At 72.5% G+C, this 13,931-nt stretch carries 16 protein-coding genes; 7 read left to right on the top strand and 9 right to left on the bottom strand.

Annotated features, from left to right (window positions below; all coding sequences use genetic code 11):
• The first annotated feature begins 96 nt into the window (after window positions 1–96).
• Complete coding sequence (locus tag ACIP4P_RS33275; protein ID WP_350515079.1) at window positions 97–855, top strand: GntR family transcriptional regulator; 759 nt, start codon at window positions 97–99, stop codon at window positions 853–855.
• A gap of 15 nt (window positions 856–870) precedes the next feature.
• Here ACIP4P_RS33275 and ACIP4P_RS33270 read toward each other — a convergent pair whose 3' ends face one another.
• The 3 genes from ACIP4P_RS33270 to ACIP4P_RS33260 form a co-directional block, all read right to left on the bottom strand.
• Complete coding sequence (locus tag ACIP4P_RS33270) at window positions 871–1,296, bottom strand: PIN domain-containing protein (protein WP_400924855.1); 426 nt, start codon at window positions 1,294–1,296, stop codon at window positions 871–873.
• The gene (locus tag ACIP4P_RS33265) at window positions 1,293–1,526 is read right to left on the bottom strand and encodes a type II toxin-antitoxin system VapB family antitoxin (protein WP_400924853.1); all 234 of its coding nucleotides are present in this window, start codon (window positions 1,524–1,526) and stop codon (window positions 1,293–1,295) included. Before ACIP4P_RS33265 ends, ACIP4P_RS33270 begins: the two co-directional genes overlap by 4 nt.
• A gap of 159 nt (window positions 1,527–1,685) precedes the next feature.
• Window positions 1,686–3,353: a fumarate hydratase gene (locus tag ACIP4P_RS33260; protein ID WP_350515082.1), complete on the bottom strand. Its 1,668-nt coding sequence runs from the start codon at window positions 3,351–3,353 to the stop codon at window positions 1,686–1,688.
• A 237-nt stretch (window positions 3,354–3,590) separates the two neighbouring features.
• Between ACIP4P_RS33260 and ACIP4P_RS33255 the strand changes: the two genes are divergently transcribed.
• A complete protein-coding gene (locus ACIP4P_RS33255; RefSeq protein ID WP_350515114.1) occupies window positions 3,591–4,283 on the top strand; it encodes a DUF1707 domain-containing protein in 693 nt (230 codons plus the stop codon).
• 314 nt (window positions 4,284–4,597) lie between these two features.
• Complete coding sequence (locus tag ACIP4P_RS33250; protein WP_400924940.1) at window positions 4,598–4,975, top strand: WhiB family transcriptional regulator; 378 nt, start codon at window positions 4,598–4,600, stop codon at window positions 4,973–4,975.
• Between the two features lie 127 nt (window positions 4,976–5,102).
• On the opposite strand, the gene glpX is transcribed toward ACIP4P_RS33250, so the two are convergent.
• On the bottom strand, window positions 5,103–6,143 hold the full coding sequence (glpX, locus tag ACIP4P_RS33245; protein ID WP_350515084.1) for a class II fructose-bisphosphatase: 1,041 nt from the start codon (window positions 6,141–6,143) through the stop codon (window positions 5,103–5,105).
• Window positions 6,144–6,358: 215 nt separating this feature from the next.
• Between glpX and ACIP4P_RS33240 the strand changes: the two genes are divergently transcribed.
• Entirely contained in the window at window positions 6,359–6,892 is a 534-nt protein-coding gene (locus ACIP4P_RS33240) for a DUF4245 domain-containing protein (protein WP_400924850.1), read from the top strand.
• A 76-nt stretch (window positions 6,893–6,968) separates the two neighbouring features.
• Here ACIP4P_RS33240 and ACIP4P_RS33235 read toward each other — a convergent pair whose 3' ends face one another.
• Complete coding sequence (locus tag ACIP4P_RS33235) at window positions 6,969–7,571, bottom strand: malonic semialdehyde reductase (protein ID WP_350515086.1); 603 nt, start codon at window positions 7,569–7,571, stop codon at window positions 6,969–6,971.
• A gap of 139 nt (window positions 7,572–7,710) precedes the next feature.
• Window positions 7,711–7,968 (bottom strand): exodeoxyribonuclease VII small subunit, encoded by a 258-nt coding sequence (locus tag ACIP4P_RS33230; RefSeq protein ID WP_400924848.1) that lies wholly within the window; start codon window positions 7,966–7,968, stop codon window positions 7,711–7,713.
• A 94-nt stretch (window positions 7,969–8,062) separates the two neighbouring features.
• On the opposite strand from ACIP4P_RS33230, the gene ACIP4P_RS33225 reads away from it, so the two are divergent.
• On the top strand, window positions 8,063–8,551 hold the full coding sequence (locus tag ACIP4P_RS33225) for a GNAT family N-acetyltransferase (protein WP_400924846.1): 489 nt from the start codon (window positions 8,063–8,065) through the stop codon (window positions 8,549–8,551).
• A 32-nt stretch (window positions 8,552–8,583) separates the two neighbouring features.
• Here ACIP4P_RS33225 and xseA read toward each other — a convergent pair whose 3' ends face one another.
• The gene (gene xseA, locus ACIP4P_RS33220; RefSeq protein ID WP_400924844.1) at window positions 8,584–9,798 is read right to left on the bottom strand and encodes an exodeoxyribonuclease VII large subunit; all 1,215 of its coding nucleotides are present in this window, start codon (window positions 9,796–9,798) and stop codon (window positions 8,584–8,586) included.
• Window positions 9,799–9,808: 10 nt separating this feature from the next.
• Window positions 9,809–11,167: an APC family permease gene (locus tag ACIP4P_RS33215; RefSeq protein WP_400924842.1), complete on the bottom strand. Its 1,359-nt coding sequence runs from the start codon at window positions 11,165–11,167 to the stop codon at window positions 9,809–9,811.
• Window positions 11,168–11,277: 110 nt separating this feature from the next.
• Here ACIP4P_RS33215 and ACIP4P_RS33210 point away from each other — a divergent pair, with 110 nt between their 5' ends.
• Together ACIP4P_RS33210 and ppgK are read left to right on the top strand one after the other, a co-directional pair.
• Complete coding sequence (locus ACIP4P_RS33210) at window positions 11,278–12,252, top strand: 4-hydroxy-3-methylbut-2-enyl diphosphate reductase (RefSeq protein WP_350515091.1); 975 nt, start codon at window positions 11,278–11,280, stop codon at window positions 12,250–12,252.
• A gap of 161 nt (window positions 12,253–12,413) precedes the next feature.
• Window positions 12,414–13,160 carry a polyphosphate--glucose phosphotransferase gene (ppgK, locus tag ACIP4P_RS33205; RefSeq protein WP_400924840.1) on the top strand — a complete coding sequence of 249 codons (747 nt, stop codon included), beginning with the start codon at window positions 12,414–12,416 and terminating at the stop codon, window positions 13,158–13,160.
• A 60-nt stretch (window positions 13,161–13,220) separates the two neighbouring features.
• Here ppgK and ACIP4P_RS33200 read toward each other — a convergent pair whose 3' ends face one another.
• The gene (locus ACIP4P_RS33200) at window positions 13,221–13,835 is read right to left on the bottom strand and encodes a DUF6542 domain-containing protein (RefSeq protein WP_400924838.1); all 615 of its coding nucleotides are present in this window, start codon (window positions 13,833–13,835) and stop codon (window positions 13,221–13,223) included.
• Window positions 13,836–13,931 lie beyond the last annotated feature (96 nt).

The following is a 13,931-nucleotide window of genomic DNA, read 5'->3' as shown; positions in this document are numbered from 1 at the left end:
TAGAGAAGCTAATATCTCTAGAGATGTCAACGGTCGTATCTCCTTATCAGCGACCGCGGGCGCGCCTACGATTCATCCGAGGGAGAGGGAGCGGCGATGAGCGGCAGCGGTGGCGACAAACAGCCCAAGTACCAGCGGATCGCCGAGTCCCTGAAGGCGGCCATCGACACCGGCCGCTACCGCGCGGGCGACCGGCTGCCCGGCGAGAACGACCTGATGGACGAGTACGGCGTGGCCCGGATGACCGCCCGTCAGGCGCTCGGCGTGCTGCAGAGCGAGGGCATCGCGGAGGCCCGCAGGGGCGCCGGGGTGTTCGTCCGGGACTTCCGGCCGCTGCGCCGGCGCGGCATCCAGCGGCTGGCGCAGGGTCAGTGGGGCTCCGGCCGGTCGATATGGTCCGCGGACATCGACAACCGCAGTCTGGTGGTCGACCAGGTGTCGGTCACCGAGCGGGGCGCCCCCGAGCACGTGGCCCGGGTGCTCGGGGTGGAGCCGGGCGTCCCGATGTGCGTGCGGCACCGCCGCTTCGTCCTGGACGGCAAGCCGGTGCTGCTCTCCACTTCCTACCTGCCGGCCGTCCTGGTCGCCGGCACCGCGATCACCCGCGAGGACACCGGCCCGGGCGGCACCTACGCCCGACTGGCCGAGATCGGCGCCAAGCCGGTGCACTTCCGCGAGGAGGTCCGCTCCCGGATGCCCGCCGCCGACGAGGCCACCCGCCTCGAACTCTCCGCCGGCACCCCGGTCATCCTGATCTGCCGCACCGCCTTCGCCGACGAGGGCCAGGTCGTCGAGCTCAACGAGATGATCCTGGACGCCGCCTCCTACGTCCTGGAGTACGACTTCGACGCCTGACCGGCGGCACCTCCGTCAGTCGGCGGCGGATCGGCGGATGTCCTGCTCGCGCAACTCGCCGACCACTCGGGCGACCGTGGCGAAGTCGTCGTCCAGGTGCAGCACGGTCATGTCGTGGTGGACGGCGGTTCCGGCCAGCAACAGGTCCGCGAGTCCGGCCGCCCGGTGCTGGCCCTTCTGGGTCAGCTTGTACTGGGTGGTGTCGATCCAGTCCCAGATCGACTTCGGGGCACTGACGGCCGCGCCGAACAGCGCCGCGAGTTCGTCCTCCAGCTCGTCCCGGTCCGCCGAGTTCCGGGCGGAGAAGAGGATTTCGGTCCGGGTCGACTTGCTGATCCTGATCAGGCCGGACTCGATGTGCCTCCACCACTGCGACCGGAGGTCCCGGTCCGACACCAGACGGACGTAGGCCGAGGTGTCGATCAGGAAGCCCCCGATCATTCCGCTTCCTCTCGCTGCGCCCGCTTGCGCGCCTCGTGCACCCGCAGGGTCGGCTCGAACTGGCCCGCCTCGGCCCGGCGGGCCAGCTTCTCCATGGCCTCGATCCGTTGCAGACGGTTGACGTAGTCGGCGAGGGCGTTGTTGATCGTGTCCTTCTTCGTCGTCGTCCCCATCAGCCGCATGGCCTCGGCGAGGATCGTGTCGTCGACGTCGACGTTGGTCATGCTCATCGGTGCACCTCCGTGGGTCATGTGGATGGGCCACCTACATCGTCCACGGTACCCACATGCGGTTCCGCCCGGAACGTGGAACCGCCCCGGACGCAGGGGCGTGCGGGGCGGTTCGGGGGCGTGCAGGGCGTGCGAACTGACGGCCGCCCCAGTGGGCGGCTACTCCTTGGAGCGGATCCGCAGGTTGGTGATCAGCGGGCCCTCGGTGGTCTCGCGGAAGAAGTCGTTGCCCTTGTCGTCGACGACGATGAAGGCCGGGAAGTCCTCGACCTCGATGCGCCAGACGGCCTCCATGCCGAGCTCGGCGTACTCCAGCACCTCGACCTTCTTGATGCAGTCCTGGGCGAGGCGGGCGGCCGGGCCGCCGATGGAGCCGAGGTAGAAGCCGCCGTGCGCGGCGCAGGCGTCGGTGACCTGCTTGCTGCGGTTGCCCTTGGCGAGCATCACCAGGGAGCCGCCGGCCGCCTGGAACTGGTCGACGTAGGAGTCCATCCGGCCGGCCGTGGTGGGGCCGAAGGAGCCGGAGGCGTAGCCCTCGGGGGTCTTGGCCGGGCCCGCGTAGTAGACCGGGTGGTCCTGGAGGTACTTGGGCATGCCCTCGCCGGCGTCCAGGCGCTCCTTGATCTTGGCGTGGGCGATGTCGCGGGCGACGACCAGGGTGCCGGTCAGCGAGAGCCGGGTCTTGACCGGGTACTTCGACAGCTCGGCGCGGATCGCGGACATCGGCTGGTTGAGGTCGACGCGCACCACGTCGTCGTCCAGGTGCTCGTCGGTGGTGTCCGGCAGGTACTTCGCCGGGTCGGTCTCCAGCTGCTCCAGGAACACGCCCTCGGCGGTGATCTTGCCGAGCGCCTGGCGGTCGGCCGAGCAGGAGACGGCCATCGCGACCGGCAGCGAGGCGCCGTGGCGGGGCAGTCGGACCACCCGCACGTCGTGGCAGAAGTACTTGCCGCCGAACTGGGCGCCGATGCCGATCTTCTGGGTCAGCTCGGTGACCTTGGCCTCCAGCTCCAGGTCGCGGAAGCCGTGGCCGGTCTTGGCGTTGCCCTCGGTCGGCAGGTTGTCCAGGTAGTGCGCGGAGGCGTACTTGGCGGTCTTGAGCGCGAACTCGGCGCTGGTGCCGCCGATCACGATGGCCAGGTGGTACGGCGGGCAGGCCGCGGTGCCGAGCGAGCGGATCTTCTGCTCCAGGAACGAGAGCATGCTGGCCTCGTTCAGGATGGCCTTGGTCTCCTGGTACAGGTACGACTTGTTGGCGGAGCCGCCGCCCTTGGCCATGAAGAGGAACTTGTACGCGTCGCCGTCGGTGGCGTACAGCTCGATCTGGGCCGGCAGGTTGTTGCCGGTGTTCTTCTCGTCCCACATGGTCACCGGGGCCATCTGGGAGTAGCGCAGGTTGAGCTTGGTGTACGCGTCGTACACGCCGCGCGCGATGGCGGACTCGTCGGCGCCGGGGGTGAGCACGTTCTGGCCGCGCTTGCCCATGACGATCGCGGTGCCGGTGTCCTGGCACATCGGGAGGACGCCGCCGGCCGAGATGTTGACGTTCTTCAGCAGGTCGAGCGCGACGAAGCGGTCGTTCGGGCTGGCCTCCGGGTCGTCCAGGATGCGGCGCAGCTGGGCGAGGTGGGCGGGGCGCAGGTAGTGCGAGATGTCGTGCATCGCCTCGGCGGTGAGCAGCCGCAGGGCCTCGGGCTCCACCTGGAGGAAGGTGCGGCCGCCGGCCTCGAAGGTGGAGACGCCCTCGGAGGTGAGCTTGCGGTACGGGGTCGGGTCAGCGCCCAGGGGGAGCAGGTCGCTGTACTCGAAGTCTGGCGTGGGAGCCATCGGGGCGGTCCTTAGGTGTCCAGTTGGTGCGGCTGCGTCGGCGAAGCACCATCCAGGGTAGGACCCGGCCGCGGGACGCATGCGGACAGGTCGCCCTTGCGTGACGGGGCTCACTCGGGCAGCAGTACGACCGACTAGGCTTGGGCCGTGAACAACACGCCGGACAACTCGCCGTCGCAGGACGATCCGGGGCAGCCGCCGGTGCCGGCGCCCGTACCCCTGACCAAGCCCGAACCGATGCCCCAGCCGAAGCCCGTGGCCACGCCGCAGCCCGCGCACGCCCCGGTGGCGCAGGCGGAGATGCGGGTCTCGGACGCCGACCGCGAGCGGATCGCGGAGCTGCTCCGGGACGCCTACGCCGAGGGGCGGTTGGACGCGGACGAGCACGCCGAGCGGATCGAGGCCGCGTACGCCGCCAAGACCTTCGGTGATCTGGTCCCGCTGACCAGGGACCTGCCGGCGCACCGGTCGGTGTCCTTCGACAAGCCGCCGCTGGACGCCCCCGCGCAGGGTCCGTCGGGCGCCCGGCCGTTGCCGCCCGCGCGGCACGAGTCCCCGTCGGTGGTGGCGGTGTTCGGCGGCGCCTCCCGCAAGGGCCGCTGGCGGGTGGGCTCGCAGCTGACCGCCTTCGCCGCGTTCGGCGGGGTGGAGATCGACCTGTCCGACGCGGTCTTCGAGTCCCCGGAGGTGGAGATCACGGTGACGGCGATCTTCGGCGGGGTGGAGATCCGGGTGCCGGAGAACGTCAGCCTGCTCGGTTCCGGGGTCGGCATCTTCGGCGGCTTCGACGTCCGCGAGCAGACCGCGGCGGACCCGTACGCTCCGGTCGTGCGGGTCAAGGGCGTTGCGATGTTCGGGGGTTGTGACGCGAAGCCGCGCCGGGGCAAGAAGCTCAAGGAGTGGGTCCGTAAGCAACTTGGCACGGATTAGCCCGAATTGACCCGATGAACGCCCGTCCGTGGATCAACTCCCGGCCGGGCGTTCGGCGTTGTGATCGGTGCACTCCGTAGTCGATTGCGTGCAGTGTGCATGAATCGCGGCCGGGCGGGGTAGTTCCTTCCGCACATCGCTTCTTGAACGGCTGTGCACCGGACGCGGCCCCGTGGCCGTGTCGGGTGCTGGACAGCGGGGGCTCGCAGCCGTGCAGGGGAGCGGGGTTCCCCGTGTCCGAGAGCCTCGTCAGGAGTACGGCCGTGCTGCATCCGATCGAGTCCCGCACCACTTCGCCAGTCGCCGCCGCCCAGTTGCTGGAGCGTCGTCCGGCCGTCCGCCCCCAGCCGCAGCCCCCGGGCGGCACGGCGGGCACGGCCGCGGGCGAGGACAATCCGTGGCACACCGGTGCGGCCTGTCGACGGGACGAGGTGGGGCTGTTCTTCGCGCCCTCGAAGGAGCCGACGGCGGCCCGGCTGTCGCGGGAGGAGCAGGCCAAGCAGGTCTGCGCCCGCTGCCCGGTGCTGCTGGAGTGCCGTGAGCACGCGCTGGCCCAGCCGGAGCCGTACGGGGTCTGGGGCGGGCTGACGGCCGCCGAGCGCCGGGTGGTGCTGGCCCGGCGGCGCCGCCGGGACGCGGAGCTGCGCGAGGCGGCCCGGGTGGCCACGGCCGGGCGTCGGATAGCGGGTTGACGGCGGGCCGAAGACCCGCCCGGCGGGCGGGCGGTCGGGCCGCGACCGCGACCGTGGCCGGAACGCCACGAGGCCCCGGCGGAGGGGGATTCCGCCGGGGCCTCGTGCTGGGCCGGTCGTGGCCGGGTCAGTTGGCGCGGTCGAAGTCGATCGCGCTGTAGGCCCGCAGCTTCGACAGCTTGTGGACGGAGTTGATCTCGCGGATGGTGCCGCTCTTGGAGCGCATCACCAGCGAGCTGGTGGTGGCGGTCTCCGAGCGGTAGTGCACGCCGCGCAGCAGCTCGCCGTCGGTGATGCCGGTGGCGACGAAGAACACGTTCTCGCCGCTGACCAGGTCGTTGGTGGTGAGCACCCGGTCCAGGTCGTGTCCGGCGTCGAGGGCCTTCTGCCGCTCGGCCTCGTCCTTGGGCCACAGCCGGCCCTGGATGACGCCGCCCATGCACTTCATCGCGCAGGCCGCGATGATGCCCTCGGGGGTGCCGCCGACGCCCATCAGCAGGTCGATGCCGGTGCCCTCGCGGGCGGCCATGATGGCGCCGGCCACGTCGCCGTCGGAGATGAACTTGATCCGGGCGCCCGCCTCGCGGATCTGCCGGACCAGGTCGTCGTGGCGCGGGCGGTCGAGCACGACCACGGTGACGTCCTCGACGGCGCTGCCCTTGGCCTTGGCGACCCGGCGGATGTTGACGGCCGGCGGAGCGGTGATGTCGACGAAGTCGGCGGCCTCCGGCCCGGTGATCAGCTTGTCCATGTAGAACACGGCGCTGGGGTCGAACATGGTGCCGCGGTCGGCGACGGCCAGCACGGCCACCGCGTTGTTCATGCCCTTGGCGGTCAGCGTGGTGCCGTCCACCGGGTCGACCGCGACGTCGCACTCGGCGCCGGTGCCGTCACCGACCCGCTCGCCGTTGTAGAGCATCGGGGCTTCGTCCTTCTCGCCCTCCCCGATGACGACCACGCCGTTCATCGAGACGGTCGAGACGAGGGTGCGCATCGCCTTCACGGCGGCACCGTCCGCGCCGTTCTTGTCGCCCCGGCCGACCCACCGGCCGGCGGCCATGGCGGCGGCCTCGGTGACCCGGACGAGCTCGAGTGCGAGGTTCCGGTCCGGAGCCTCGGGCGCGACCTCCAGGGCACTGGGAAGGTGGTGCGGGTACTGCGCGGTCATCGTCGTTACCTCTCTGTACGCGACGGCCAGTGAGCGCCCGACTACTGCCTGGTCGAACGCCGTGGTGAGGGTATTGCGATCGTATCTGCCCACGAGATGACTGTCTGTGGCGCGGGTCGCCATCCCGGAGCGGAAACCACCGGTTCGTCCCGGTTCACCCGTACGTGCCCACCCCTGGTGGCCGGGCCGGGATGTGGATGAGTCACCATGTGGGGGTGGCTGCAAACAAGGGCATGAGGGGTCGGCAGACCGTACGGGACATGGTCCTGTCGATGCTGGCGGTCGGTTTCGTCGTCTGGATCGGATACCTGTTCCTCCCGCACGACGCGGACAGCGACCCGGTGCACGTGGTCGGGTACAAGGTGGAGGCGGCCTCGGCGAAGCGCGCCGCGCCCTACCCGCTGCTGTCCCCGGAGGGGCTGCCCGACAAGTGGCGGGCCACCTCGGTCAGCTACACCCCGGCCGCCATCAACAACGGCAAGGGCAACGCCTGGCACCTGGGCTTCGTCACCCCCTCCGGCCAGTACGCGGCGGTCGAGCAGGCCGACGTCCCGCGCGACCGGCTGCTCGCCGACAAGGTCGCCGGCGCCCAGCCGGACGGCAGCTCGGACGCGGCCGGGCACAGCTGGGACCGGGTGCAGGGCGACAAGTCCCGGGCGCTGGCCGCCCAGACCGGCTCGGCGACCACACTGATCACCGGCACCGCCTCCTACGAGGAACTGGCCGAGCTCGCCCAGGCGCTCAAGTAGCGCCCGGCCGGCCGCGCACGCGGAAGGGCCCGCACCGGACGAACCGGTGCGGGCCCTTCGCCGTCGCGGGGCGCGATCAGACGGTGGTGACGACCTCGTCGTAGGCCAGGCGCGGGGAACGCGGGAACCAGGCATCCTCGCCCGGCTTGCCGATGTTGACCACGGCCAGCACCGAGTGGTCGCCCTCGCCGAAGAACTCCTTGTTGATGCCCTCGGCGTCGAAGCCGGTCATCGGGCCGGCGGCCAGGCCGGCGGCGCGCACGCCGATGATGAAGTACGCGGCCTGCAGGGCGCCGTTCAGCGCGGCGGAGGACTCACGGACCGAGCGCTCCGAGAAGAAGACGTCCTTGGCCTGCGGGAAGTGCGGGAACTGGGTCGGCAGCTCCTCGTGGAACTCGTTGTCCGCGGCGAGGATGGCGACCAGCGGGGCGGTGGAGGTCTTGGCCTTGTTGCCGTCCGCCAGGTGCTGGACGAGGCGCTCGCGACCCTCGGTCGAGCGGACCAGGACGACGCGCAGCGGCTGCTGGTTGAAGGCGGTCGGGCCGTACTTGACCAGGTCGTAGATGGCCTGGACCTGCTCCTCGGTGACCGGCTCGTCGGTGAAGGTGTTCGCGGTGCGGGCCTCGCGGAACAGCAGGTCCTGAGCGGCGGCGTCGAGTACCAGGGCGTCGGTGGTCATGCTTCTGCACCTCATGCGGGAGGGGGGTTCGTCGGAGTGACCGGCGCGGCCGATCACACGATCCAACATAGGTGAAGATTCAACGATTCCCCAAGCCGTTGTGACCTGCCTCACGGACGGCCGTGCGGACCCGGGGTGCTCACTCCCCGCCCGGGCCCTCGCCCTCCTCGGCCGCCAGCGCGGCGTCCAGCCGGGCCCGGGCGCCGTCCAGCCAGCGCTGGCAGACCTTCGCCAGCTGCTCGCCGCGCTCCCACAGCGCCAGCGACTCCTCCAGGGAGGTGCCGCCGTTCTCCAGCTGCCGGACCACGTCCAGCAGCGCGTCCCGGGCGTGCTCGTAGCCCAGCGCGTCGTCCGGGGTCGGCGCCGCCGCGTCCTGCTGCTCCTGCTGCTCTGCCATGCGTGCCAGCGTAGGGGCTGGCGCCGACAGCGGCCGGTTCCACGGGCCGAAACCCGGGTGCGGCCGGGCCCCGCCCGGCGCTAGCCTCCGCCGCATGACCGAGGTCCGCCCCGCCGTCCCGGACGACGCCTCCGAACTCGTCCGGCTGCGCAACCTGATGTTCGAGGCGATGCCCAGCATGGCCGCGGTGGCCGGCCCCGGCCCCTGGCAGGCCGCCGCCGAGCGGCTGCTGCGCGAGCGCCTGGCCGTCCCGCCCGGCGAGCTCACCATGCCCGCCTTCGTGGTGGACGACCCCGGGCGGCCCGGCCGGCTCGCCGCCTGCGCCGTGGGCACCCTGGAGCGCCGTCTGCCCTCGCCCGGCAACCCGGAGGGCCTGTTCGGCTTCGTCTTCAACATCTGCACCGACCCGGGCCACCGGCTGCGCGGCCACGCCAGGGCGTGCACCGAGGCGCTCCTGGACTGGTTCGACGACCGCCGGACCGGCCGGATCGACCTGCACGCCAGCAGCGGCGGCGAGGCGCTCTACCGCAGCCTGGGCTTCGGCGAGCACTCGACGGCGCTCTCCCGCCAGCGCTCCTACTGACGCCCCGCTACCGAGGCCCCACTGCTGAGGCCTTAGTGCTGAGGCCCCACGGTCACGTCGAAGCCGCCGCCCGCCACCCGGGCGTGCAGCCCGTCCCCGGCCGCGACCTGCGCCGGGTCGGTCACCACCGTGCCGTCGGCCCGCTGCAGCACCGCGTAGCCGCGCTCCAGGGTGGCCGCCGGGGAGAGCGCGACCACCCGGGCCAGGGTGTGCCCGAGGTCGCTCTGGGCGTGGTCCAGCCGGTGCCGCAGCGTCCGGCGGGCCCGCTCCAGCAGGCCCTCCACCTCCTGGCCGCGCCCGTCCAGCATCCGGTGCGGGGCGGCCAGCGCCGGGCGGCTGCGCAGCCCGTCCAGCCCGTGCTGCTCGCGCTCGACCCGGGACTGCACGTGCCGGCGGGCCCGGTCGCGCAGCTGGCGGACCTTGGCCAGCTCCTCGCCGACGTCCGGAACCACCCGTTTGGCGGCATCGGTCGGGGTCGAGGCGCGCAGATCGGCGACGAAGTCCAGCAGCGGCTGGTCCGGCTCGTGCCCGATCGCGCTGACCACCGGAGTACGGGCGGCCGCGACCAGCCGCACCAGCCCCTCGTCGGAGAACGGCAGCAGGTCCTCCACGCTGCCGCCGCCGCGGGCCACGATGATCACGTCCACCTCGGGGTGCTCGTCCAGCTCCCGGACGGCCGCGCTCACCCGCTCCACCGCGCTGACCCCCTGCACCGGGACGTTGCGCACCTCGAAGCGCACGGCCGGCCAGCGCCGCCTGGCGTTCTCCAGCACGTCCCGCTCGGCCGCCGAGCCGCGCCCGGTGACCAGCCCGACGCACTGCGGCAGGAACGGCAGCCGCCGCTTGCGCTCGGCCGCGAACAGGCCCTCCCCGGCCAGCCGCCGCTTCAGCTGCTCCAGCCGGGCCAGCAGCTCGCCCAGGCCCACCGGGCGGATCTCCGAGGCCCGCAGCGACAGCTGCCCGCGCGCCGCGTACCACTCCGGCTTGGCGTGCACGACGACCCGCGAGCCCTCCTGCACCACGTCCGCGACCTGCTCGAACACCGAGCGGAAGCAGGTCACCGTGAGCGACACGTCGGCCTGCGGGTCGCGCAGGGTCAGGAACACCACGCCCGCCCCCGGCCGGCGGCTGAGCTGGGTGATCTGACCCTCGACCCACACCGCGCCGAGCCGGTCGATCCAGCCGCCGATCAGCGCGGAGACCTTGCCGACCGGGATCGGGGCTTCGGGGGAGCTGGAGTTGGCCATGCGTACGAGGCTAGCGGCGCCCGCCGACACCGGCCGCCGTACTGCCCTGGACACCGAGCACCACCAGGCCGACCGCCAGCCAGACCAGCCCGACCAGCTGCGCCGTGGTCGAGGCCTCGTAGACCACCGCACCGATCACCGCGATCCCCAGCAGCGGGACGACCAGGTGTCGCAGCCGGTCCCGCGAGCCGTGCCGGAGGGTGTACCAGCCGATCACCGAGGCGTGCAGCAGCGCGAAGGCGGTCAGCGCGCCCACGTTCACCACCGAGGTCAGCTGGTCCAGCCCGTCGTCCCGGGTCGCCGCCCAGACCGCCGCCGCCATGGTGACCACCGCGGCCGCCAGCAGCGCCCGGCGCGGCAACGCGCTGCCCGGGTCGACCGAGCCGAGCGGCCGCGGCAGCCGCCCGTCCCGGCCCATCGCGAAGACCAGTCGCCCGGCCGCGGCCTGCCCGGCGAGCGCCGCGAAGGCCGCGCCGATCGCCTTGCCGGCCGCCACCAGCACGTGCAGCCAGTGGCCGATGCCGGCCTCCACGGTGTCGTAGAAGGCCGAGCCCTGGGCGGCCGGGTCGGCGGCCAGCTGCTGCGGGGTGGTCGGCTCCAGCAGCGCCGCCAGGTAGGTCTGGACGACGAACAGCGCCCCGGCCAGCGCCAGGCACCAGAGCACCGCCCGGGCCACCGCGGCCGAGGCGCCGACCGCCTCCTCGACGAAGCCGGCGATCGCGTCGAAGCCCAGGTAGGAGAGGACCGCCACGGACACCGCGGAGAGCACCGCGGTGGCCGAGAAGTCCCCGACGGCGGTGAACGGGGTGGCCCAGCCGCGCCGCGCGCCGTCCTGTGCCAGCACCACCGCGGCCGCGACCACGAACACCACCAGCACCGCGATCTCCAGCGCCAGCACCGCGAAGCCGACCGCGGCCGCCGTCCGCACCCCGATCAGGTTGAGCGCCGTGGTCACCAGCACCGCGATGGCCGTCCACAGCCAGCGCGAGACCCCCGGGACCAGCGAGTGCAGCGCGATCCCGGAGAACAGGTAGGCCACCGCGGGGATCAGCAGGTAGTCCAGCATCGCCATCCACCCGGCGACGAACCCCGGCCCCTCGCCCAGCCCGGCCCGCGCGTAGGCGAACACCGAACCGGTCTGCGGCACCGCGCGCACCATCTGGGCGTACGAGAGGGCGGTGAAGCCCATCGCCACCGTGGCCACCAGGTAGACGGTGGCGACCGCGCCGTGGCTCTTGGCGTCCAGCACGCCGAACACGCCGACCGGGGCCATCGGGGCGATGAACAGCAGTCCGTAGACCATCAGATCGCGGACGCCCAGGGTGCGGCGCAGGCCGCTCGGCGGCGGCTGCTCGTTCACGGCGCTCATGGAGACCACAGTTGGGTATTTCCCGACCCTTTGCGACCGGAAGGTGTCCGAGCTCGGTGAGGGTCTGCGCCCCGGGCGGTGCGACTCCCGCGCGCCCGTACGATGGAGCCATGTCCAACACCGCGCAGCGCCGTGTCCTGCTCGCCGCCCCCCGGGGCTACTGCGCGGGTGTCGACCGCGCCGTGATCGCCGTGGAGAAGGCCCTGGAGCAGTACGGGGCCCCCATCTACGTCCGCAAGCAGATCGTCCACAACAAGTACGTGGTGCAGACCCTGGAGAAGAAGGGCGCGATCTTCGTCGACGAGACGGAGGAGGTGCCCGAGGGCTCGATCGTGGTGTTCTCCGCGCACGGTGTCGCCCCGGCCGTCCACGACGAGGCGCGGGCCGGCCGGCTCGCCACCATCGACGCCACCTGCCCGCTGGTCACCAAGGTGCACAAGGAGGCCGTGCGCTTCGCCGACGAGGGCTACGACATCCTGCTGGTGGGCCACGAGGGCCACGAGGAGGTCATCGGCACCATGGGCGAGGCCCCGGACCGGATCCACCTGGTGGACGGCGCCGAGGACGTCGCCAACGTGCAGGTGCGGGACGAGTCCAGGATCGTCTGGCTGTCCCAGACCACGCTGTCGGTGGACGAGACCATGGCCACCGTCGGCGAGCTGAAGAAGCGCTTCCCGGCGCTGGTCAGCCCGCCCAGCGACGACATCTGCTACGCCACCCAGAACCGCCAGGTCGCGGTCAAGCAGCTGGCCGCCGAGACCGACCTGCTGATCGTGGTCGGCTCCAAGAACTCCTCCAACTCCGTCCGCCTGGTCGAGGTCGGCCTGGAGTACGGCGCCAAGGCGGCCCACCTGGTCGACTTCGCCGAGGAGATCGAGGAGTCCTGGCTGGAGGGCGTCACCACGGTCGGCCTGACCAGCGGCGCCTCCGTCCCGGAGATCCTGGTCGACGGCGTGCTGGAGTTCCTGGCCAAGCGCGGCTACGACACGGTGGAGACGGTCAAGACCGCCGAGGAGCACCTGACCTTCTCGCTGCCCAAGGAGCTGCGCCGCGACCTGCGCGCCGAGGCCGCGGGCAAGCTGTAGGCCCTTCGCGGTAGGCCTTTCCCGGAGGACCCGGTGCCCGGTGCGGGCGCCGGGTCCTCCGTCGTCTGCGCTTTGCTGTGCGCCCCCGCCCCCGCTCTCGTAACTTTGTGCACAGGCTGTGGACAAGCCGGTCCGACGGCCGGACGGCGGAGGGCGGAGTGATGACGGCGGTATTCGGCGTGGACATCGGCGGTTCGGGCATCAAGGGCGCCCCGGTCGACCTCGCCCGGGGTGTGCTCGCCCAGGAGCGCCACAAGGTGCTCACCCCGCAGCCGTCCGAACCGGCGGCCGTGGTCGCCGCCGTCCGCGAGGTGGTCCGGCACTTCGACCACCGGGGTCCGGTCGGGCTGACCTTCCCCGGCGTGGTGGTCGGCGGCCGCACCAGGACGGCGGCCAACGTGGACAAGGGCTGGATCGGCGTGGACGCCGAGGCGCTGTTCCGGGACGCGCTGGACCTGCCCGCGACCGTGCTCAACGACGCGGACGCGGCCGGCCTCGCCGAGACCGCGCACGGCGCCGGGCGGGGCGAGCCCGGGGTGGTCCTGGTGCTCACCTTCGGCACCGGCATCGGCAGCGCGCTCTTCGTGGACGGCGTGCTGGTGCCCAACACCGAGCTGGGCCACCTGGAGCTGCGCGGCAAGGACGCCGAGCGCCGGGCCTCCTCGGCCGCCAAGGAGCGGCACGACCTGACCTGGGAGCAGTGGGCCGGTCGGGTCGACGAGTACCTGGACCTGGTGGAGATGCTCTTCTCGCCGCAGCTGATCGTGATCGGCGGCGGGGTGAGCCGCAAGCACGAGAAGTTCCTGCCGCTGCTGAAGGACCGCGGGGCGCGGGTGGTACCGGCCGAGCTGCGCAACGACGCGGGCATCGTCGGCGCCGCCATGGCGGCGGCCCGGGCGGCGGGTTGACCGGGTGCGGCGGGTTGACCGGGCGGCGGGCCGACCGGGCCCGCGCGCCGGGCGGAGCGGTCAGCGGGAGCGGTGGATCCGGCGCTGGGCGACGAAGCGGGCGAGCACGATCAGCGCGGCCAGCCCGGTGCCGGAGAACAGCCAGCCGGCCCGCAGCGCCAGCCCGGTCGCCAGCGCCACCACCTGGGCGGTGACGCCGGAGGAGTTGACCGGCGCGAGCACCAGCAGGCCCACCGCGAAGGCGATCGGCCCGCTGATCGGGGCGGCCAGCAGGTCGGCGTAGCGGACCCGGACGGCCAGCTGGAAGCAGACCACCAGGTAGCCGAGGCCGAACAGCCAGCCCAGGTCGTCGAAGAGCAGCCGGTCCAGGCCCGCCACCGCGAGGGTGGCCAGCACCGCGACCACGCCGGTGCCGATCGCGGTCAGCCGGGTCGGCCGACCGGTCCGGCGCCGCCCGTACACCCGCAGCCGGCGCTTCGGGGCCTGCCGGGCGGCGGGCCGGTCGGCCACCGGGCGCAGCCGGGAGGGGGACGCGGCGGAGGCCCCGGCGCTCTCGGGGGCCCGGCCAGGACCGGGGACGGAGGCCGGGGCCGCGCCGTTCGGCGGACGGCGTCTGGGACCTGGCGGCTGGGTACGGATGCTCTGCTCCACCCGCCCAACGTACGGTCCGATCATCGCCACACTGTGTAATGGACCGTTCAGGTCTTGTCCCGTGTCCCCGGATGGCGTACTCCTGTGATCGTCACTCAACGCGCTGACCTGCTCGGCCGA

The sequence above is a fragment of the Kitasatospora sp. NPDC089509 genome (assembly GCF_044749365.1).
Lineage (GTDB): Bacteria > Actinomycetota > Actinomycetes > Streptomycetales > Streptomycetaceae > Kitasatospora.
The sequence above is the reverse complement of the archived record's forward strand: the minus strand, read 5'-3'. Positions and strand labels throughout refer to the sequence as shown.